The 20342-nt window shown below is 66.7% G+C and carries 17 protein-coding genes, 1 tRNA gene and 2 pseudogenes; 9 read left to right on the plus strand and 11 right to left on the minus strand.

Going from position 1 to position 20342, the window contains the following annotated elements; translation table 11 throughout:
- Window positions 1-24: 24 nt before the first annotated feature.
- Window positions 25-717, minus strand: coding sequence for a DUF7114 family protein (locus NLF94_RS03860; protein ID WP_254840148.1), 693 nt, complete (start codon window positions 715-717; stop codon window positions 25-27).
- Window positions 718-776: 59 nt separating this feature from the next.
- Here NLF94_RS03860 and NLF94_RS03865 point away from each other — a divergent pair, with 59 nt between their 5' ends.
- On the plus strand, window positions 777-1496 hold the full coding sequence (locus NLF94_RS03865; protein ID WP_254840149.1) for an enoyl-CoA hydratase/isomerase family protein: 720 nt from the start codon (window positions 777-779) through the stop codon (window positions 1494-1496).
- A 60-nt stretch (window positions 1497-1556) separates the two neighbouring features.
- Window positions 1557-2141 carry a hypothetical protein gene (locus tag NLF94_RS03870; RefSeq protein ID WP_254840150.1) on the plus strand — a complete coding sequence of 195 codons (585 nt, stop codon included), beginning with the start codon at window positions 1557-1559 and terminating at the stop codon, window positions 2139-2141.
- A gap of 15 nt (window positions 2142-2156) precedes the next feature.
- On the opposite strand, the gene NLF94_RS03875 is transcribed toward NLF94_RS03870, so the two are convergent.
- Window positions 2157-2984: an NAD+ synthase gene (locus tag NLF94_RS03875; protein ID WP_254840151.1), complete on the minus strand. Its 828-nt coding sequence runs from the start codon at window positions 2982-2984 to the stop codon at window positions 2157-2159.
- 138 nt (window positions 2985-3122) lie between these two features.
- Here NLF94_RS03875 and NLF94_RS03880 point away from each other — a divergent pair.
- Together NLF94_RS03880 and NLF94_RS03885 are read left to right on the plus strand one after the other, a co-directional pair.
- Window positions 3123-3193: transfer RNA gene (locus NLF94_RS03880), tRNA-Gly, on the plus strand.
- 205 nt (window positions 3194-3398) lie between these two features.
- The gene (locus NLF94_RS03885; protein WP_254840152.1) at window positions 3399-4502 is read left to right on the plus strand and encodes a tyrosine-type recombinase/integrase; all 1104 of its coding nucleotides are present in this window, start codon (window positions 3399-3401) and stop codon (window positions 4500-4502) included.
- On the opposite strand, the gene NLF94_RS03890 is transcribed toward NLF94_RS03885, so the two are convergent.
- Complete coding sequence (locus NLF94_RS03890; protein WP_254840153.1) at window positions 4503-4880, minus strand: hypothetical protein; 378 nt, start codon at window positions 4878-4880, stop codon at window positions 4503-4505.
- Between the two features lie 102 nt (window positions 4881-4982).
- Window positions 4983-5222 (minus strand): hypothetical protein, encoded by a 240-nt coding sequence (locus NLF94_RS03895; protein ID WP_254840154.1) that lies wholly within the window; start codon window positions 5220-5222, stop codon window positions 4983-4985.
- Window positions 5223-5385: 163 nt separating this feature from the next.
- Here NLF94_RS03895 and NLF94_RS03900 point away from each other — a divergent pair.
- Both NLF94_RS03900 and NLF94_RS03905 read left to right on the plus strand, forming a co-directional pair.
- Window positions 5386-6655, plus strand: a pseudogene (locus NLF94_RS03900) (RNA-guided endonuclease InsQ/TnpB family protein).
- A gap of 27 nt (window positions 6656-6682) precedes the next feature.
- Window positions 6683-7345 (plus strand): annotated as a pseudogene (locus NLF94_RS03905) (RNA-guided endonuclease InsQ/TnpB family protein); the annotation flags it as partial.
- Between the two features lie 105 nt (window positions 7346-7450).
- Here NLF94_RS03905 and NLF94_RS03910 read toward each other — a convergent pair.
- The 3 genes from NLF94_RS03910 to NLF94_RS03920 all read right to left on the minus strand — a co-directional run bounded on the left by NLF94_RS03910 (window position 7451) and on the right by NLF94_RS03920 (window position 10893).
- Window positions 7451-9049, minus strand: coding sequence for a CocE/NonD family hydrolase (locus NLF94_RS03910; protein WP_254840156.1), 1599 nt, complete (start codon window positions 9047-9049; stop codon window positions 7451-7453).
- A gap of 139 nt (window positions 9050-9188) precedes the next feature.
- Window positions 9189-9476, minus strand: coding sequence for a DUF3006 domain-containing protein (locus NLF94_RS03915; RefSeq protein ID WP_254840157.1), 288 nt, complete (start codon window positions 9474-9476; stop codon window positions 9189-9191).
- A 1-nt stretch (window position 9477) separates the two neighbouring features.
- Window positions 9478-10893, minus strand: coding sequence for a lamin tail domain-containing protein (locus NLF94_RS03920; protein ID WP_254840158.1), 1416 nt, complete (start codon window positions 10891-10893; stop codon window positions 9478-9480).
- A 378-nt stretch (window positions 10894-11271) separates the two neighbouring features.
- Here NLF94_RS03920 and NLF94_RS03925 point away from each other — a divergent pair, with 378 nt between their 5' ends.
- The gene (locus NLF94_RS03925; RefSeq protein ID WP_254840159.1) at window positions 11272-12195 is read left to right on the plus strand and encodes an ADP-ribosylglycohydrolase family protein; all 924 of its coding nucleotides are present in this window, start codon (window positions 11272-11274) and stop codon (window positions 12193-12195) included.
- Between the two features lie 198 nt (window positions 12196-12393).
- The gene (locus NLF94_RS03930; protein WP_254840160.1) at window positions 12394-13725 is read left to right on the plus strand and encodes a hemolysin family protein; all 1332 of its coding nucleotides are present in this window, start codon (window positions 12394-12396) and stop codon (window positions 13723-13725) included.
- A 146-nt stretch (window positions 13726-13871) separates the two neighbouring features.
- Here the strand turns inward: NLF94_RS03930 and NLF94_RS03935 are convergent, their stop codons facing one another.
- From NLF94_RS03935 to NLF94_RS03945, 3 genes are read right to left on the minus strand one after another with little or no spacing between them, the layout of a single operon-like run.
- The gene (locus NLF94_RS03935; RefSeq protein WP_254840161.1) at window positions 13872-14174 is read right to left on the minus strand and encodes a DUF7562 family protein; all 303 of its coding nucleotides are present in this window, start codon (window positions 14172-14174) and stop codon (window positions 13872-13874) included.
- 4 nt (window positions 14175-14178) lie between these two features.
- Entirely contained in the window at window positions 14179-14634 is a 456-nt protein-coding gene (locus NLF94_RS03940; RefSeq protein WP_254840162.1) for an ArsR/SmtB family transcription factor, read from the minus strand.
- A 2-nt stretch (window positions 14635-14636) separates the two neighbouring features.
- Window positions 14637-14915: a hypothetical protein gene (locus NLF94_RS03945; RefSeq protein WP_254840163.1), complete on the minus strand. Its 279-nt coding sequence runs from the start codon at window positions 14913-14915 to the stop codon at window positions 14637-14639.
- 196 nt (window positions 14916-15111) lie between these two features.
- On the opposite strand from NLF94_RS03945, the gene NLF94_RS03950 reads away from it, so the two are divergent.
- Window positions 15112-19146, plus strand: a complete 4035-nt coding sequence (locus NLF94_RS03950; RefSeq protein ID WP_254840164.1) for a PAS domain S-box protein — start codon at window positions 15112-15114, stop codon at window positions 19144-19146.
- 14 nt (window positions 19147-19160) lie between these two features.
- On the opposite strand, the gene NLF94_RS03955 is transcribed toward NLF94_RS03950, so the two are convergent.
- The gene (locus tag NLF94_RS03955) at window positions 19161-20330 is read right to left on the minus strand and encodes an FAD-dependent oxidoreductase (protein ID WP_254840165.1); all 1170 of its coding nucleotides are present in this window, start codon (window positions 20328-20330) and stop codon (window positions 19161-19163) included.
- Window positions 20331-20342: the final 12 nt, after the last annotated feature.

Genomic DNA, 20342 nt, shown 5'->3' on the forward strand with positions numbered 1-20342 from the left:
CTCCGAGGTAGCCGGGTTGCCCCGTTAATCGTTTCGATTCAGCGCCCGCCCGCCATCGGTTGACAGGCTGGCGACCCGTTCGCGCCGGGCGTCGTCGAAGAAGGCGTCGACGGCGTCGAATCGCGGGCCGTCGGGGGTGAACTCGCTCGCGATTCCGGCGGCGTCGTCGGTCCGGCCGCCGGCGGCGGTGACGCCGGTCGTGACCGCGAGTTCGAGGATGTCGGTCTCGAGGCGGCGGTCGATGTCGGCGGCGCGGTCGGCCGTGGCGGTCTCGCGGTCGGTCTGGTCGCGGCCGAACGACCGGACGACGGCGACGGCGTCGTCGGCGGCCTCGGTCCGGGCCAGCAGGTAGAACCCCCGCGAGACGAGCACGTCGGCCGCCAGAATGGCCATGTCGGCGTCGTCGCGGTCGGTCCGGTCGCGGCCGTCGCCGTCGGCGGCGACGGTCGCGCTGGGGTCGCTCTCCCGCCAGGGGTTCGCGTGGGCGAGGCGGCGAGTGAGCCGCAGGCCGTCGTAGATTAACTGGACACCGGCGGCCTGTTCGGCGAGGCCGTCGGGGTCGTCGCCGGAGACCGCGCGGGCGCTCAAGAGGGTCAGAACGCCGGGAACGACGGAGCCGTCGGCGACGTGGTCCTCGATGGTCTCGCGGAGCTCCCCCGGTACGACGTCCGCGGTCGCCTCGGACGCCGCCCGCCGGACAGCGGCGGCTTCCTCCATTGTCGTCCGGTAGGGCCGGCAATGGCAAAGACCTTTGGAAACGGCGACGTCCCGCCGGTATGATACGGGTCGAGGACGACGGCGGCGTGCGGGTGGTGACGCTGGATCGGCCGGGGCGGCGCAACGCCCTGACGCCCGACGGACTCGAGGCGCTCTCGGAGGCGGTGACGGGTGCCGACGCGCCGGTCGTGTACCTCCACGGCGCCGGCGAGGCGTTCTGTGCCGGGGCGGATCGCTCGGTGGTCGCCGACGTGGCGGCCGATGTCGCCGACGGGGACGAGGGCGCCGTCGAGCCGTTCGTCCGTCTCGGCCAGGCGACCGCCGACGCCATCGAGTCGGCCCAGGCGGTCGTCGTCGCCGGCATCGACGGTCCGGCCCGCGGCGGCGGCGTCGAGTTGGCGCTGGCCTGCGATCTCCGGGTGGCGACGCCGGCGGCGACCTTCGCCGAACCCGGCGCAACCTTCGGGCTGTTCGGCGCCTGGGGCGGGACGGTCCGACTGCCGGAGGTCGTCGGCCTCGGCGACGCCCTGGACCTCTCCCTGTCGGGGCGAGTCGTCGACGCGAAGGCGGCGCTCCGGATGGGACTGGTCTCCCGCGTCGTCGAGGACCCCCGCGCCGTCGCCGAGGAACTGGCCGACAACGACGCCCTGGCGATGACACACCTCAAGCGCCGCCTCCGGGACCGCGGGTCGAAGGCGGCCCGCGAGGACGCCGAGGTCGCCGCCTTCCAGGAACTCGTCTCGGCGCACGCCGCCGAACTACGGGAGTTCGACGGTTGAGCGCCGTTCCCTTCAGTCACCGTAAGCGTTGAAACCCTCCACCGGGTAGAGGGGGGTAACATGCCGGAGTGTGACTACTGTGGGGCCTCCCACGACAGCGAGGAGGCGCACCTCGAACACCTCGATTCCGAACACTACGACGAACTCGGCCCCATCGACAAGCGCCGCGTGGACGACGTCAACGAGGGCAGCGGCTTCCCGACCGGGCCGGTGGCCATCGGCGTCGTCCTGCTCGCGGCGGCGGGCATCGTCGGCTACGTCGTCTTCGTCGCCGGCGGCAGCGGTGGGGCGAGTATCGGTCAGGCCGGCAGTGCCCACTACCACGGGACGATCAACGTAACGATTACCGGCGACACCTTCGACTTCTCCCGATCCGTCTGGAAGAACCCCCAGGAGTACCCGCGATTCCACTTCGAGGGCCGCTCGGACGACCGGTGGCACGCCCACGCGACCGGGATGACGCTGAAGTACGGGATGAGCACGATCGGAATCGGTGTCGAGGACGACGCTGTCACCTGGGACGGCACGACGTACGTCGACGGCGAGGGGTACGAGGTGGTAGTCCAGGTCAACGGCAACGATGTCCCGCCCGATTACGTGCTGAAGGACCAGGACCACATCCGCATCGTCGTCCGCGAGGCCTGAGGCGGACGGCGACGGTTACAGCGGCTCCGGCGCGGGGGGCATGTTGCGCTTGTGCGCGCTCTTCTCGTACAGTTCGGCGACGCGGTCGATTGCCGATTCGGGGACGCCCAGCGTCCGCCGGGTCGCAGACTTCGAGAACGGCCCGTCGACGTACAGTGCGAGGATGGCGTCGAGTTCGTCGTAGCCGAGGCCCATCTCGGCCTCGTCGGTCTGGCCCTCCCACATCCCGGCGGTCGGCGTCCGGGTGACGAGGTCCTCGGGGACGCCGAGCTGTCGGGCGAGTTGCCGGACCTGGCACTTGTAGAGGTTGCCGATGGGGTTGCAGTCGACGGCCTGGTCGCCGTACTTGGTGAAGTAGCCGGTCGCGGCCTCCGAGCGGTTGCCGGTCCCGAGCACCACCCGCGACTCGGCGTTGGCGACGAAGTAGTTCAGCACGGCCCGGGTCCGCACGCGGACGTTGCCCAGCGCCATCCGGTCGTCGGCCGCGTGGTCGGGGGCTGCCTCGACGAACGCCTCGACGATGGGGTCGATGTCGATGACGTCGTACTCGATGTCGAGGCTCTCGGCGACCCGTTCGGCGTCGGTCTCGTCGGCGTCGGCGTTGGCCTCGCTCGGCATCAGCAGGCCGTGGACGGCGTCGCTGCCGAGCGCCTCGACGGCGAGGTGGGCCGTCGTCGTCGAGTCGATCCCTCCCGAGAGCCCGAGGACGGCCCCCTCCGCACCCGCGTTCTCGACGGTTTCGGCGACGAACTCGACGATGTGCTCGCGGCGGGTCTCCAGTTCCGGTTCGGAGAGCAGCAGGTCCACGTTCGTTTCTTCCAGTAGCGGCGAGGCGTCCGTCATCGAGGCGCTGTACGGCCGCTCCGAACTAATAACCCCCGTCGGACCCCCCGGTTCTGGACGTGTGTCCGTTTTCGGGGACGGGTGCGAGGCGCTACGTTCAAGTGGCGGCGGGCGGTAGCGTCGCTCGCAGCGACGGGCGCGCCGTTGGTCCAGTGGTAGGACAGTGGCTTCCCAAGCCACTAGCCCGGGTTCAATTCCCGGACGGCGCATCGAATCCTCTCGATGTCCTGCGGTTTTGGTCTGTGACGAGGTGACTATGACGCCACAATCGCAGGCCATCCAAATCAGAACGAATCGACCACCCCGACGTTGTCGGGCGATTATCGCTGTTGGGCCGCCACCCCGATTCGCACGAACGAGGGATGTGCGACCCGGTCAGGAGAATCCACAATCAACACAAGAGGTGACTGGGGAATGAGTGATCTGAACGAGGTCACGCTCGTGTTATCGCCCACGGAGCGATACCTCAACCCCAGACAACTGCAGGATTATCGTGCCGAGCGCGAAGCGTGCCTCCGGTGGTTACTCACATCCGGGAAAGACCCGGAGAGGCACGACGGATACGCGCTCAGCACTGTCAAGACGCGATCGCGCCGCATGGGTCAATTCTACCGATGGGTCTGGGACCGCGAAAACGGCTACACTCTGAATGTGACCCCCGACCACGCGGACGCGTGGATGAACTATCTGGCACAGCAAGACGGGAGCGGTGCACACAAATCCAACTGCCAGAAGGCAATCCGGTCGCTGTTCAAATGGCGGCACCACGAGCGCGGCGGTGCAGAATGGGAGCCGTCGATAACGTTCTCCGATAGCAGTGCCTCACAACCGCGGGATTACCTCACCCGCGAGGAACGAACACAGATTCGAGAGGCTGCTCTCGAATACGGAAGCATTCCGTCGTACTCGAATTTGAGCCCTGCCGAGCGGGATCGGTGGCGGACCCACCTCGCACAGCGGTTTGAAAAGCCGAAGGACGAAGTCGTGCCAGCCGACTGGGAGCGAGCCAACGGCTGGAAAATCCCGTCGATCGTATGGGCGAGCCTTGACGCAGGGCTCCGTCCAGTGGAAATCGAGCGCGCCCGACCGTCGTGGGTCGATGCTGACAACTGTGTCCTACGCATTCCGATGGAAGACAGCGCGAAGTCCTATGAGAACTGGACTGTCGGCCTGAAAGAGCGGACAGCGACGATGCTCGAACAGTGGTTAGAGGAACGGAAGGCGTACCCGATGTACGACGACAGAGACGAACTGTGGCTCACGCGTGAGGGGAACACCTACGGGTCGGGGGCGTTGAAGCACGTCCTCATGCGACTTTGTGACATCGCGGGGATCGAAACAGAGACGAGACGGCTCAGTTGGTACGCACTACGGCACTCAGTCGGCACGTACATGGTAAGAGAAGAGGACCTCGCCGCCGCACAGTCACAACTTCGGCATAAATCTCCCCGCACGACGATGCGCTACGATCAGACGCCAGTCGAGGACCGGCAGGATGCGCTCGATAGGATGGGGTAACTAATGGAAACGGCTTTCCATATTCGGTCCATCCGTATGTGATTCCACTGTTTCGTCTTTCGACGGATTGCTCGGGCCTTTTTCAAAAAGATTGTCGATGATTCGTGCTCGTGCTCGCGCCCGAATCTTCTCAAGATCCTCTTCGGAGAACAACTGCAGATTGAGCGTGTGCTTCTTTCTGCCTCTCGTCTTCGGGACGGTGAAGATATCCGCCTCGGTCTCTTCCTCTTTTAGAATCCGGTTCAGCTCGTTGTCAGCTACGTCGTTGTAGGGAAGATTGTCCTTGATTTCAGAGAATGACAATTCCGCATCCATGAGTAGAGTCGCAATCTCGTAGCCGAGTGGTCGATTGAGGTGATTCCATTTCTCGTCTGTCATTCACTATGACTTTGGCATTGCCACGTATATACGTTAGTGTCTAACGGGTATCTCCGATCTGGGATCAACTCGCTATAAAATTGTTTCGGCGTGTAAGTTGACTCACACGCCGACTCGTTTTCTTAGACTCACCCCCTGGGATAATCCATGAGCGCGGACTCGGAGATTCAGTTTGAATATCTCTCTTCCGAGAGCGTCTCTCATCTCAATTTCCAGCAGAAGCTTCTCTACTCGGATCTGCGCGAGGATTTCGTCGAATACCTCCGCACTAAGGGTAAGTCCCCTGCCAGAGGTATCGGGTACGAAGAATCCGGTATTCGTCCCCGTGTGCGTCGCGTCCATCAAGTGTTTGAGTACGCGTGGAACCAGGATCGGTTAGCAGATTGGGCGAGAAGCCCCCACCCTCAAGGAGCGACCGGATGGGAGCGAGTAGGGTGGGGATGAATCGCCCTGCGAGGGATGCTTATCTTTAAGTTTCTACAGGTGGATAATCGAGGTACGGCGCATGGATTACGCACTCAAGTATCGGTTGTTTCCTGACAGTCAGCAGCGGGAGCAACTGGACTGGGTGCGTGACACCGTGCGACAACTCTACAACCACAGTCTGTACCGCTACAACCGGATACCCGAAACCGAGGGCACTGTCAAACAGCGCGTCACACAGGTCAGAGATGAGATCCCCGATTTGAAAGACTGGTGGACTGATCTGACGAACATCTACTCGACAGTCCTTCAACAGGCTGTTGAGCAGATTGCCACCAACATCGAAAACCTCGGGAAACTCAAGCAGAAAGGCTACTCGGTTGGGTCGTTAAACTGGAAAGCGCCACAGGAGTATCGGAGTTTCACGTATCGCCAACGGGGTTTCGAACTCGATGAGAAGAGTGGCCCCAATGGACGTGGACTCCTGACACTCAAGAAAGTCAACGGCGACACCATCGACGTTCCGATACGGCTCCATCGACCACTCCCAGACGACGTTGACGTGAAACACCGTCACGGTCAAAAAAGACCAGACGGGTGCATGGTATGCCTGCCTCAACATTGAAGAAGGCGCACCTGAGAAACCGGCCCCCGACGAGATTGACACCGAGGATACTGTCGGGTTGGACCTCGGCATCACGAACTTCATCCATGACTCTGATGGACGCCAAATCAGTCGTCTCGACTTATCCAGTGACCGTGAACGCTTGGAGCGGGAACAACGGAAGCTCTCCCGGAAAGAACACCGGTCGAACAACTGGGAAAAACAGCGACAGACGGTGGCTGAAGTGCATAAGCGGATGCGGCAGAAGAAACTGGACTTCAAGCATAAGGTTGCGGCGTTCTACACCAGCGAGTTCGACGCTGTGTTTGTGGAAGACCTCAACGTGAAGTCACTGCTTGAAGACGACAAGAACGGTCGGAACACCCACGAAATTGGATGGCGAGCCTTCATCACTATTCTCAAACACCACGGTAACAAGCGTGGGTGTCACGTCGTGGAAGTTGACCCGGAAGACACGACGAAAGAATGCAATCAGTGTGGTGTGAAAACCGAGAAGCCGTTGTGGGTCCGGGAACACTCATGCCCGAGTTGCGGTTTTGAAACCGACCGTGACTATAATGCCGCGTTGAACGTCTGGGAACGGGGCTTGCGGAAGCTAGGAGTGGTTCACTCCGAAGCAACGCCTGCGGAGACTGGAACCGCTGTGGACACGGATGCCATCCATGAAGTGTCTGCAAGTTCCGTCGTGGAAACAGGAAGCCCCTGCCTCAAGGAACGAACGGCATAGCCGTGAGTGAGTAGGCAGGGGTAGTTCACTAACTACCTCGCCATCGACTACGGGGACGGTCCCTCGGAGTTGTATCCGGGGAATGTGCTGAAAGAGGACAAGCACTACTTCACCCGCGAGGAGTACCAGACCGAAGGCGAGAACGGCCCAAGCAAGCGTGCACGAAAGGCTCGTCGGAAACTCTCCCGGCGCAAAGACCACTTCCTCCACACGCTCTCGAAACACATCGTTGAGCGGTGTGTCGAAGAAGGCGTGGAGAAGATAGCAGTTGGCGACCTCAGTGAGATTCGAGAGGACGACGACGGCGGGTCACGGGACTGGGGAGCGTCGGGGAACAAGAAGTTGCACGGCTGGGAGTTCGACCGATTCGCCCGTCTGCTTGAATACAAAGCCGAGGAGCACGGTATCCTCGTTGACCGCGTTGACGAGGAGAACACCTCTAAGACGTGTTCGTGTTGCGGGCAGATTCGAGATAGCAACCGTGTGGAGCGTGGTCTGTACGTTTGTTCGTCGTGCGAGACGACGATGAACGCAGACGTGAACGGAGCGGTGAACATCCGACGAAAGATAACTCAGAGTCCCCCAACCGGGGATATGAGTAACGGCTGGTTGGCACAGCCCGGAGTCTACCTGTTCGACCGCGAGAGCGGACGGTTCACACCGAGAGAACAGGGAGACTGCAAACCCTAATATCCCAACGCTCGGGATTCCTCCGCCTTCAGGCGGAGGAGGATGTCAATGGGTCGTTATCGGACTCGATGATCCTCCACGCGAGGGCGCGGACTTCGGCGACGACTACCCGAACGATCCCGGCGTGGCGGCGACCGGCTCGAACGGCTCGTCCGCCGCCGAGACGAGCGGCACCGACAGCGTCGCGTCGTCGGCCGCAGCGTGGGACAGCACGATGCCCGTCGCCTCCCGCGAGGTGAAGTAGCCGTTGTCGGTCGTCGACAGCGTCAGCCGCAGTCGGTCGCCGGCCGCGAAGTCCTGCTGGACGGCGATGAGTTCCTCGTCGAGCGTCGCGGGGTCGTCGACGGCCATTGCAGTCACCTGCTCGTAGATGACCGGCGCCGTTCCCCCGGTGACGTGGTGGAGTTTCGCGAACAGGTGTGCGTCGCCGCCGAGCGGTTCGACGGGGAGACGGAGCCGCGGCCGACCGACGAGTTCGACGGGTGCGGTCGCCTCGAACTCGAAGCCGACCGACGACCCCGGCGCGTCGAGGCTCGGTTCGGCGAGGAGCGACCCCGACGGCCCCCGGAGCGAGGTCGGGGCCGCCGTGTTCACGAGCGGCGTCCGGTCGGTCGCCGCCGACGCCGACAGGTCGAGCGCCGTCCGCTCGGCGGGGCGGGGCGGGAACTCCTCGGCAGTCCGCCACTCGTCGGCGCCGGCGACGTGGTAGGAGACGTCCGGAACGGCCGATGGCGGCCCACCACCGGGTTTGACGTGGCGGTCGAGCCACGACAGCGACAGTTCGTCGAGTTTCGACCGGACGGTCGACGAGAGGCCCGTCACCAACTCGCTGTCGTCGTGGCCACCGGGATACAGCCCGAGTGCGGTCTCGACGCCCTGGGCACGGAGTCCCTCGAACGTCCAGATGGCCTGATTCGGCGACAGCAGATTGTCCGGCCAGCCCTGCAACAGCAGCGTTGGCGTCCGAATCTCCTCGATGCGGGTCTTCGGGGCCGAGCGTTCCCGGAAGTATTCCCGCGCCTCCTCGGGCATCCGATTCCGGACCACCGCTTCGGCGACGAACCGGTACAGTCGCGGGTCGGGACCGGAGAGCGTCGGGTCGCCGGTCCGGAGACCGTAGCCCGACGGCGCACCGGCGCCGAGGATGAACGAGTCCCACGTCGCCTTGATGACGTCCTGGGGGGCGGCGGCGTACACGAGATCGTGCCAGGTCATCCGGGGAACGATGGCGTCGATGCGGTCGTCGAAGGCCGCCCCGTTCAACTGGATGCCGCCGCCGTACGAGATGCCGTCCATGCCGACCCGGGGGTCGTCGGGACCGGTCGTCAGCACGCGGTCCTGAGCGGCCAGCCAGTCCAGGAGCGCCGAGACGTCCCGGACCTCCTTCGGGCCGTTGAAGCCGGAGACGCCCTCGGAGTCGCCGAATCCGCGGGAGTCGTAGCCGACGACGAGGTAGCCGTTCTCGGCGTAGCGAGTCGCCTCCCGGGAGACGTCGGCCTTCGTGCCGCCGTAGCCGTGGGTCATCAGCACCGCCGGTACCTGCTCGTCGCCGGGCGGGTCGTAGACGGTCGCCGCCAGTTCCTTGCCGTCCCACGTCTCGATGCGTTCGCCGGTGGTGGTCACGCCCTCGGCGGCCGCCGGCCTCGATCCCGCGGCGAGCAGGGCCCCCGAGAGGCCGGCCTTCAGAAGGCGACGTCGTCGCATAAACGCTCATCGGGAAATCACTGAAAAGAGCTTCTGCCGTTCTGTGCCGGCGTTTGACAACGGGTCACGGGCGGACGCTGTCTCGGTGCTCCACCTCGGCGACGCTCGCCCGGCGATGCTCCCGGCGAACGCTCCAGAGTTACCCGCTCTCGTCGTCACGCGGCGCCCGTTCCGACAGCCGGTCGAACCGGCTCTGGGCCGACTCTTGCCGCTCGTCCGTCTCTTCGGGCTCGTAACTCGTCGCGACGAGTTCCCCGTCGTCGATTTCGACGGTCAGCACGGCGTCGCTGTGCCGGGCGTCCGCGGGAAGCACGCTCGGATCGACGTCCAGTTGGTGGGCGTCCTCGCCGTCCTCTTCGAGGAGCAGTGTCGCTACGCCATCTTCGATGCGGTCGAGGACTGCCGTGTAGGTGCCGTCGGGAATCATGCTAGTACTCCTCCCTGAGGACCGGTTCGCCATCAGCGTTCGTGACGATGACGGTGTCGCCGCCGTTGTTCCACACGGGCCGACCGGCGTCCCAGTAGCGGTCCGTGTCGGTGTCGGTGCCGTCACCGGTGTGCAGCGTCACACGGGCTCCGGCCTCGAGAGTGGACCCATCCGGGAACGTGTAGGTCTTCCCGGACTCGTCGCGGACGGTCCAGCCGCCGAGGTCCAACTCGTCGTCGCCAGCGTTCCTGAACACGACGTACTCGTCGTTGAGGTTCTCGCGGTCGTCGCCGGCCGCGTCGGCGTTAATCGTCTCGAGGACCAACGCCCCGGTTCCAGCGTCGGTGTCGGTCCCGCCGTCCGTTGCGACAGCCGTCTCGGCCCCTGTCGGCGCCGCCCCGATGCGCGCCCGCTCTTCGACCGGGACAGTCGAGCCGGGCTGCACCGACGGCGCATCACGCAACGTGAGCGGGTCGGTCGTGGCCGCCTGCTGGGTGCGAATCGAGACGCCCTCGCCGTTCGACACGAGCACGACGTTGCCGTGGACGCCCGTCCAGTAAGCGGGAATCGAGCGGTCGGCGAGCCGCTGCAGTACTTCCTCGTGGGGGTGGCCGTATCGGGACTGGTATGCGCTCGAGATAACGGCCGCTTCGGGGGACGCGGCATTCAGTAGTGGGCCGCTACTGGAACTCCCGCTGCCGTGGTGGCCGGCCTTGTACACCGTCGAATTCAACTGCGGGCCGTAGTGCTCGACGAGATACGCCTCCTGTTGGGCCTCGGCGTCGCCGGTCCACAGGAAGCTCGTCCGGCCGTATTCGAGTCGGAGCACGATACTGTTCTCGTTGCGCGCGCCGTCCGCGAGATACGGTTCCGACGGCCCCAGCACCTGGACGTCGACGCCCTCGACGTCGATGCGGTCGCCCTCACGGGTCTCGAGCAGTCGGACGTCGTGCCGTTCGACGGCGTCGAGATATTCCTCGTAGGTGTTGGTGCTCGCCGCAATCCCGGGGTCGTGGATGGCGCCGATGCCGTCCGCCTCCGTCTCGTAGTACTCGATGACGGCGGCGTTCCCGCCGATGTGGTCGGCGTCGTTGTGCGTGACGACGAGGTGGTCGATGCGGTCGATGTCGTGCCGCTGGAGGTACGCGAGGACGAGTTCGCCGTCGTCGTTGAAGTCACCGGTGTCGATGAGCATCGTCTCGCCCGTCGGCCCGACGACGAGCGTGCTGGTCGACTGCCCGACGTTGATGTTGTGGACCGCGACGGTGCCGCCGGTGGCGGTCGTGGTGGTCGTCGGCCCTGCTGCTGTCGGCGTCGTGTCGGGCCCTTCCGATACTGGAGCGGCACCGGAACAGCCGGTGAGCACGACGACGAGCACCAGACAGAGCGTCCGAATGGTGGCCGGCAGACGATGCATGTTCCCGGTATGTGGCGATGTCCGTATAGGTGGATTGATAATAAATATCGGTGTTCTGCACTATAATTGTTTGAAATTTTATCTGGAAGATCGCTATCTGGAGAGTATATATCCGAAATGCTAAAATTAATACAATTACCTCACGCGAGACACGAGCGAAGAGCCGGAAGTCCACCGCCAGACCGAATTCAGCGCGAACTATCTGCTGATGCCCTGAAAGCTGCGGTTAACGTGGGGTTTCGAGATGCTGGTGTACGTCCCGGATCCATTCGGGAGTCGGCACGGTAGTATCGAGGTATCGTTCCGTACGCCGCTCCCACGGGGACCGTCAACTGCACCCGGACCTACAAGTGGAGGCGTCTCGTCAGGGACGACTCCATGGACGCACCGGATACTGCCACGGGCGTGCTCCTGGGGCTCGCCTGCGGCGACGCGCTGGGCCGGCCCGTCGAGTTCCGTTCCGCAACGGCCATCGCCGACCAGTTCGGGACGGTTTCGGAGATGCTCGAGTACGGCACGCACGGTCAGCCCGCGGGAACCGTCACCGACGACACCGACCTCGCGCTGTGTATCGCACGCAGCCTCGTCGAGCGGGAGGCCTTCGACGGGGACGATATCGCCGCCCGGTTCCACGAGTGGTACGAGAGCGATCCCCTCGACGTCGGGCTGATGACCGCCGACGCCCTCCGCCAGTACGGCACCGGTCGGTCGTGGCGCGACGCCGGACGCGAGGTCTGGCAGCATCGCGCCGAGGGGAGCAACGCCGGCAACGGCAGCGTCATGCGGTGTGCGCCGCACGCCATCGCCTTCGCCGACGACCCGGACCCGCTCGTCCGGGCGAGTCGACTCTCCTCGGCGATCACCCACTACGACCCGCGATGCACGTACGGGTGTGCGGTGCTGAACTGCACGATAGCGGGCTACCTCCGGGGCGAGGAGACGCCGCTTCCGGGCGCACTCGGGCGGGTCGAGGGCGACGCGCCGGACGAACTCGTCGAGACGCTCCGACTCGTGCCGGACCGCGTCGACGCCGGGACGCTCCCCAACAGCGGCTACGTCGTCCACACGCTACAGACGGCCCTGCACGACGCGCTGACGGCCGACAGCGCCGAGGAGGCCATCGTGACCGCCGTCGACCGCGGCGGTGACACGGACACCATCGGCGCCGTCGCGGGGGCGGTCGCCGGCGCCCGGTTCGGTGCCGACTCCCTTCCCGACCGGTGGCTCGAGACGCTCGAGTACCGGAACGACCTCGAACTCCTCGCGCAGGCACTCGCAACGACGACCATCGAGGGCCCGTAAGCTATCGCAGTCCTTCAGGCGTGGAACTGTTCGTTCTCGTCCGTATCCGGATCAGAGTAGCGGATGGGGGTGCCATAGAACGGTTCCCACACCCATCGATCGAGTCGTTGATCGGTATGTGCTGGTTTTAGTAGATCGAACGAGATACAGGGATATGCACACACGACAATCGAACAGCCCTGGCTTCCAGTCCCACCGATGGTGAACGTCGCGCTCTCGCTGGCGCAAGTCCTCCTTGCGCTGGCGCTGGTGGTGTTGAACGGCTTCTTCGTCGCTTCGGAGTTCGCCTTCGTACGGATACGGGGGACATCGGTCGAACAACTTGCCGAGGAGGGCCGCCCTGGCGCGGAAACCCTCCAAGAAGTGATGGAGAGCCTCGACGACTATCTCGCGACGACGCAACTCGGCATCACCATCGCCTCGCTCGGATTGGGGTGGGTCGGCGAACCAGCCGTGGCGGCGCTCATCGAGCCCGTACTGGAACCGATTCTCCCGGTGAGTCTCATCCATCTCGTCGCTTTCGCAATCGGCTTCAGTATCATCACGTTCCTCCACGTCGTCTTCGGTGAACTCGCGCCGAAGACGCTCGCAATCGCCCAGACCGAGCGACTCTCCCTGTTTCTCGCCCCGCCGATGAAGGTCTTCTACTATCTCCTCTATCCGGGGATCGTCGTCTTCAACGGGGCTGCCAACGCGTTCACGCGAGCACTCGGCGTGCCACCCGCTTCCGAAACGGACGAGACGCTCGGCGAGCGGGAACTCCTTCGAGTACTGACTCAGTCCGGCGAGGAAGGAGACATCGACGTTGCGGAAGTGACGATGATCGAGCGGGTCTTCGATCTCGACGACATCGTGGTGCGAGAGGTCATGGTTCCACGACCGGACGTGGTGAGCGTTTCGGCTGATACCCCGCTTTCCGACCTCCAGTCGACCATCTTCGAGACTGGTCATACACGCTATCCAGTTCTCGATGCCGACGACGGCGACCAGGTGATCGGATTCGTCGATGTCAAGGACGTACTACGGGCTGAGGTGGAGAGCGGGGACGCCGAGTTCGTCGGGGACATCGCCCGCGAGGTCGTCATCGCCCCCGAGACGATGGTACTGAGCGATCTCCTGAGACAGTTCAGGGAAGAGCAACAGCAGGTGGCCGCAGTGATCGACGAGTGGGGCGCGTTCGAGGGGATTGCAACGGTCGAAGACGTCGTCGAGGCACTCGTGGGAGACCTCCAGGACGAGTTCGATGTGGACGAACGTGAACCCTCGATTCGCCGGCGTGACGATGACGGGTACGAGATTGACGGCGGCGTCCCGTTGTCGAAAATCAACGATATGTTCGAGGGGGACCTCACGAGTGAAGAGGTCGAAACGGTCGGTGGACTGGTACTCGAACGACTCAACCGTGCGCCAGAACGTGGCGATTGCGTCGAGGTCGACGGGTACGTCGTCGAGGTGACGGGCGTTGAGGGGACCCGAATTTCGACGGTCTGGGTCCACGAACGTGAGGAGGGTGGTTCAGTGGAGGACTGAGCGGGAGTATGGTACGTCGGAGGTCCGGAGACCCTCGAGTATCGAGCGGACCGCCAACTCGCCGGCCGGCCACGACCTGCCGACCGTCGCAATCGCTCGGATGCCGGCGGGAGGACGGGTCCGGGGCCCACAGGCGTCGGGTGAGACTACTCCTCGGAGTCGGCGCCGGCCTCGCGGGCGTCGAGTCGGCGGAACGACCGGAGGAACGCGCGGCGGCCGACGTCGCCGGCCCCCGCCTCGACCAGTGTCTCCTCGAGGCCGTCCCGGGGGAGGTGACACTGCTCGTCGTAACAGGGCTTGCAGAGGTACTCGAACCGCTTGTCGGCCCGGTCCCACCGGTCGCCGTACCTGTCGTACTCGCGGGCGTCCTCGCGAGCGAGCGTCTCGCCACAGGCGATGCAGTCGACGGTCGACCCCTCGCTACCGAGCGCGTCGCGCCAACCCGTCATGGTATCACCGGGGGTTCTGGACTGCAGCGTCGGGCCCGCCGTCCGAGCGCACGGCGACGCCGTCGGCCCCCTCGTCCGCCGGGGGCGACTCCGACATCGCCTGGCGGACCGCCGCCTCGCCGTCCGGCCGGCCGGCGACGATGAGCAGCGGTGCCGTGGTCGGGGCGTAGACGTTCATCTCCTTGCCGCGCTCGGAGTACCAGGTGTCGACCACCTCGACGACGCCCGCCCCCTGCAGGCTATTCAGGTGGTACTGTGCGTTCTGCAGTGACGTGTCGACGGCCGCCGCGAGGTCCGAAGCGGTTCCGGGTTCCTCGTGGACGCGGTCGACGAGTTTCCGGGCTACCTCGCTCGTGAGCGCCTCGACGACGTCGCCGGCCTCGGCCAGCGACAGGGTCCGGGACGGCACCTCGCGGTCGACCTCGTCTCGAACGGGGAAGATGGAGCGCTGTGACGCCATCGTCACTCACCCGCCCAGAGCCGCGGAGGCCGTTCCGCGAAGAGACGGTCGACCGTTCGATACGTCGTCGTCGCGGCGCGGAGCGCCGTGGCGTAGCCCCGGCGCGCCACCCGGTGCAGGAGGCCCCCGGCAAGGAGGCCCGCCACCAGCACCGGCGCCGTCGCCACCGCGACCCACGCGAGTACCGTCGACGCGAACACGGCCACCACGAACAGTATCGCGCCCAGTGTCGGGGTGGTCGTGGCGTGGCCCCGCCGGGCCGTCAGCATGTGGTGTTTCATTCGTAGGGGTATCTCTTTCCCGACTCCCCTCCAACCTGGTCGCTACAGGCGTTTCCCCAGCGCCGACCGGGGGCTATAGATATAGCCGGGTCGCGCTCGTGCCGGGGGCGAAAATCGCCGCGCGGTCCGGAGGGGACACCCGCTATCGGCCGCTCTCGGGGAAATGTTCAACACCGTGGACCCAGACCTGCCTTCCATGAGAACGGAGGGTGGGGGGTCGCTGTACCTTCTTGTCGCCGCGACAGCGGAGTCGTTCGCCGCCGACGTCGCCGAGGGCCTCGAGGCTGCCGACACGGCGGTCACCGCCGACCGGGCGGCCCCGGGCGAAACCCTCGTCGAGCGCGCCGCCGCGGACGCCGACGGCGTCGTGGTGAGCGGCGGACTCGAGGCGCCGGCCGCCACCGTCGACCGCCTCGCCACCGAAACCGACCTCCCGGTCGTCTTCCTGGCGGACGCCGCCGATGCCGAGACTATCGCGGCCGCGGTCGACGCCGGCGTCGCGGACGTCTTTCCCCGAACGGCGGCGTCCGGCCAGTGTGCCCTCGTCGTCGAGCGGGTGCGAGACGCCACGGGGGACGGGCGCGACCCTGCGGGGAAAACGACCGGCGAGTCCGCGGGCGGCGTCTCGGCGACATCCGGGGCGGCGTACCGGGAGGTGTTCGAGAGCGTCTCGGACGGCCTGGTCGTCCACGACCCGGACACCGGCGAGGTCCTCGACGTGAACGGGCGGTTCTGCGAGATGAACGGCTACGGCCGCGAGGAACTCGTCGGCGAGGACATCGGGCTGGTGACCGCCCCCGGCGAGGAGTACGGCGAGGAGGCGGCCCGGGAGATGGTCGGGCGGGCCCGCGAGGAGGGAACGCAACTGTTCGAGTGGCGCAACCAGCGCAAGGACGGCGAGACGTTCCCCGTCGAGGTCAACCTCTCGGTGGTACGGCTCTCCGGGACCGAGCGCGTGCTCGCGAGCGTCCGCGACCTCACCGAGCGCCGGGAACTGGAGCGGGCCTATCAGGACATCTTCGAGAACGTCTCGGACGCCCTGGTCGTCCACGACCCCCACACGGGGGAGATACGCGACGTGAACGAGCGGTACTGTGCGCTGACGGGATACGCACGGGAGGAACTGGTCGGGGGGAGCATCGAGCGCATCATCTCCGGCGGCCCCGAGTACACGCTCGACCGGGCGATGGCGAACATCGAGCGGGCCCGCGAGGACGGACCACAGCTGTTCGAGTTCGAGGGAAAGCGCAAGGACGGAACCACGTTCGTCGGCGAGGTCCACCTCACCACGGTGGAACTTCGCGGCACCGAGCGCGTGCTCGCGAGCATCCGCGACGTCACCGAACGCAAGCGGCAGGCGCGCGAACTCCGGGAGAGCGAGCGCCGGTTGCGGCTCATCGCCGACCACCTCGACGAAGTCATCTACCTCGCCACGGCTGATTTCTCCGAGATACTGTACATCAACCCGGCCTACGAGGAGATTTACGGCCGGCCGGCGGCGGAGCTCGAGGCGAACCCGCAGGCGTTCGTCGAGGCCGCCCACCCGGCCGACCGCGACCGGTACCGCGACGACGTCGATGAACTCGTCGCGGACGTCGAGGACGGCGACCCGGCCGACCGCTACCACGGCCAGTACCGCATCCAGCGGGACGGCGAGACCCGGTGGGTCTCCGTCAGCCGGTTTCCGATCGAGAACGACGGGGGCGTGGTCGACCGAATCGTCGGACGCGTCCGGGACGTCACCGAGCGCAAGCGCCGCGAACACGAGTTCGAGCAGATATTCAACGGCGTGCAGGACGCGATAGTCGTCATGGACCCCGACACGCTCGACATCGTCGACGCCAACGAGGCGTACCTCGACATGGTCGGCTACGGGAGCCTCGATGCCGTCCAGAAGCAGGGGGTCGACGGACTCAGTGTCACCGAGCAGGGGTACACCTCCGAGGAGGGGGCCGAGATACACCGACGAGTCGCGGAGACGGGCGACCCCGAGATGGTCGAATGGCGGGCCGAGACCAGCGCGGGCGACCGGCGGTGGCTGCAGGTGAAAGTCACACCGGCGGTCATCGGCGGCGAGGAGTTGACCGTCGCCATCCACCGCGACGTCACCGAGCGCCGGCGGAGCGAACAGCGGTTCCGGACCATCGCCGAGCGCGTCGAGGAGGTAATCTACCTCGCTAGCGCCGACCTGACCGAGGTGACGTACGTCAACTCGGCGTACGCCGACGTCTACGGCCGGCCGGTCGAGGAACTGGAGGCGGACCCGCGGACGTTCATCGACGCGATTCATCCCGCGGAACGCGACGACTACGTGGCCAATCTCGAGGCGATGCTCGCCGACATCGAGGCCGGCGACCCGGCCGACAGTTACGAGTTCGAGTTCCGAATCCAGCGCCCGGACGGCGAGGTCCGGTGGGTGGAAGCGACCGGCTACCCGATCCTCGACGAGACGGACCGGCCCAACCAGTTCGTCGGCGTCGTGAAGGACGTCACCGAGCGCCACCAGCGCGAGCGGACTCTCGAGACGTTCCACGAGGCCACTCGTGAACTCACCGAGGCGGACTCCCGGGACGCCGCCTGCCGGCAGGCGGTCCAGGCCGCCGAGGCGGTGCTCGGGTTCCCGCTGGTGTCGGCGTACCGCTACGACGAGGAGACAGGGACGCTCGTCCCGACCGCACTGACCGACCGACTGGAGGCGCTCGACGTCGACCCGCCGCCCTTCGGCCCCGGCGATTCGCTCCCGTGGCAGGTGTTCGTCGACGGCGAGGCGGTCACCAGTTCCGAGCCGACGACCGAGGTGTACGGCCCGGGGGTGCCGGACCCCGACATCGTCCTCCCGCTCGGCTCTCACGGCGTCATGCTGGTCGGCGCCGCCCGGGACGAGTTCGACGCCGAGGACGTCGAACTCGCCCAGATACTGGCGGCGACGCTGGAGGCGGCGCTGAACCACGTTGCCGGCGAGCGGGCCCTCGCCGAGCGGGCCGAGGAACTCCGCCGCCAGCAGGAGCGCGCCGACCGGCTCGAACAGCTCAACACCATCATCCGCGACATCGAGCAGGCGACCGTCGAGCAGTCCTCCCGGGCCGGCATCGAGGAGGCCGTCTGCGAGCGCCTGGTCGATGTCGACGGTCACGACCTCGTGTGGGTCGCGGAGCCGACGGTTGGCGACGACGGCCTCGCGGTGCGCACGAGCGCCGGCGGCACCGAGGCCTACGTCGACGGGCTGTCCGGGGTCGTCGGGTCTGACGAGGACGGCGCCGGCGACCACCCGGCCGTCGCCGCCTACCGCACCGGTGGGCACCGGGCCGTCGGGAACGTCGCGACGGGCGTCGCCGCCGGCCGGTGGCGAAAGCACGCCCTCCGGCACGGCATCCAGTCGGTCGTGGCCGTGCCGGTCCGATACGAGACCACGACCCACGGCGTGCTGACGGTGGCGTCGGCCGAACCCGACGCCTTCGACGAGGCGACCAGGGACGTGCTCGCGGAACTGGGCCGCTCCATCGGGTACGCAATCACCGTCATCGAGCGCGAGCAGGCACTCGAGTCCGAGGGAACCACCGAACTCGAGTTCGGCGTGTCGGACGAGGGACTGTTCATGGTGCGTGGGGCCACCACGGCGGACTGCCGCATCGGGCTCGAGCGCACCATCAGGCGGGCCGGCGGGTCGTTCTCGATGTTCTACGCCGTCGAGGGCGCGTCGCCCGACGCGGTTTCCGACCTGGCCAACGCCGCCCCGAGCGTCGAGACGGCACAGGTCGTCAGCGCCGACGACGACGCCGAGGGTGGCCTCGTCGAGGTGTCGGCGCCGACGTGGTTCGGCTCCGTCTTCACCGAGTACGGCGCCGTCGTCCGCGAAGCCACCGCCGAGGGCGGTGACGGACGGCTGGTGGTCGAGGCGCCCCGCGGGACCGACGTTCGAGCGCTCGTCGAGGGGTTCCAGGAGCGGTATCCCGACACCGACCTCGTCGCCCAGCGCCAGCGCGAGCGGACCATCCGCTCGCTGTTCGAACTCCAGGACGCCCTCGAGGCGGAACTCACCGACCGCCAGTGGGAGGCCCTCGAGACGGCGTACTCGGCGGGCTACTTCGGCTGGCCGCGCGAGACCAGCGGCGAAGAGGTGGCCGACCTGCTCGGCGTCTCACAGCCGACCTTCAACAAGCACCTCCGGGTCGCCGAACAGTCGGCCTTCCGGATGCTGCTGGACCGCGAGTACCCCGACGGCGAGGGGTAGCCGCCGCCCGGCGGTCACCGCCCTCTGTCGCCGGACGACCGTTCGCCGTCACTGCCGCCGAGTGCCGTCGCCGGCGTCGGCGGGTCCCCGCCGAAGCAGGCCGCGAGGCGGCCGCCCCGCACCGCGGGAATCGCGGGGTGTCGCTCGGCCAGTTCGGACTCGATGCCGGCGAGCGGCGCTCCGGCGCGGGCGCCGGCATCGGGGCGGTCGAGCCGCGACCGACGACGGGCCGCGTAGTCGGCGAGTCGGGCGGCCGGCGCGTCGTCGCCACCGACGAGTTCGGCGGCCAGCACCGCGGCGTCCTCGATGGCGAGGGTGGCGCCGACGCCTGTCAGTCGGTGACGGGCGTGGGCGGCGTCGCCGAGCAGGGCCACCCGACCATCGACCCACTCGTCGGTGGGAACGCGGAAGTCGTCGGCCCACCACAGGTCACCGGCGTCGACCGCCTCGGCGGCCTCGGGCAGGAGCCAGTCGACTGTCGGACACAGGCCCGCGAGCGCCCCGGCGTCGTCGACCCCCTGTCCGGGCACCTTCGACGGGACCGTGAGCCACGCGGCCCCGCCGTGGCCGTTCGGGACCGCCCTGAACACGGCCCCGTCGGCGGTCCAGACCTCGCCGGCGGCGCCGAGTTCGACCCCATCCGGCAGCGGAAATGCCACGCTGGTCGTCCCGCAGAACGTCGCGCCGTCACCGCCGAGCACCTCGCGCGTTCGCGACCGGACGCCGTCGGCGCCAATCACGACGTCGAACTGCTCGCGGACGCCGTTGGCCAACTCCACGGCGACGCTGCCCCGCCCCGGGTCGAGCGACCGGAGCGTCGACCCCTCGTGTACCGTTCCGTCGGCCACGGCCCCGCGCAACACCGTCAACAGTCGCGCGTAGTCGACGGCGAGAAAGCCGAACTCGTCGCTGGCGGTCAGGCGTTCGGCCACCGTGCCGTCCGGTCGGCGTCGCGCCCACCTCGTCACGTCGACTCCGGCGTCCCGGACCTTGCGGCCGACGTCGAGACGCGACAGCAGGCGGACTGCGTCGGGCCAGAGTTCGACCACCCCGGGCCGGTCGGGTCGCCCCTCGGCACGCTCGACCACGACCGGGTCCACCCCCGCCCGCTGGAGGAACCCGGCGAGCGAGAGTCCCCCGATTCCCCCGCCGACGACGAGTACCTGGATTTCACCCTCGGCCATGACGGGTGGTCA

Source organism: Natronomonas marina (assembly GCF_024298905.1).
Classification (GTDB): domain Archaea; phylum Halobacteriota; class Halobacteria; order Halobacteriales; family Haloarculaceae; genus Natronomonas; species Natronomonas marina.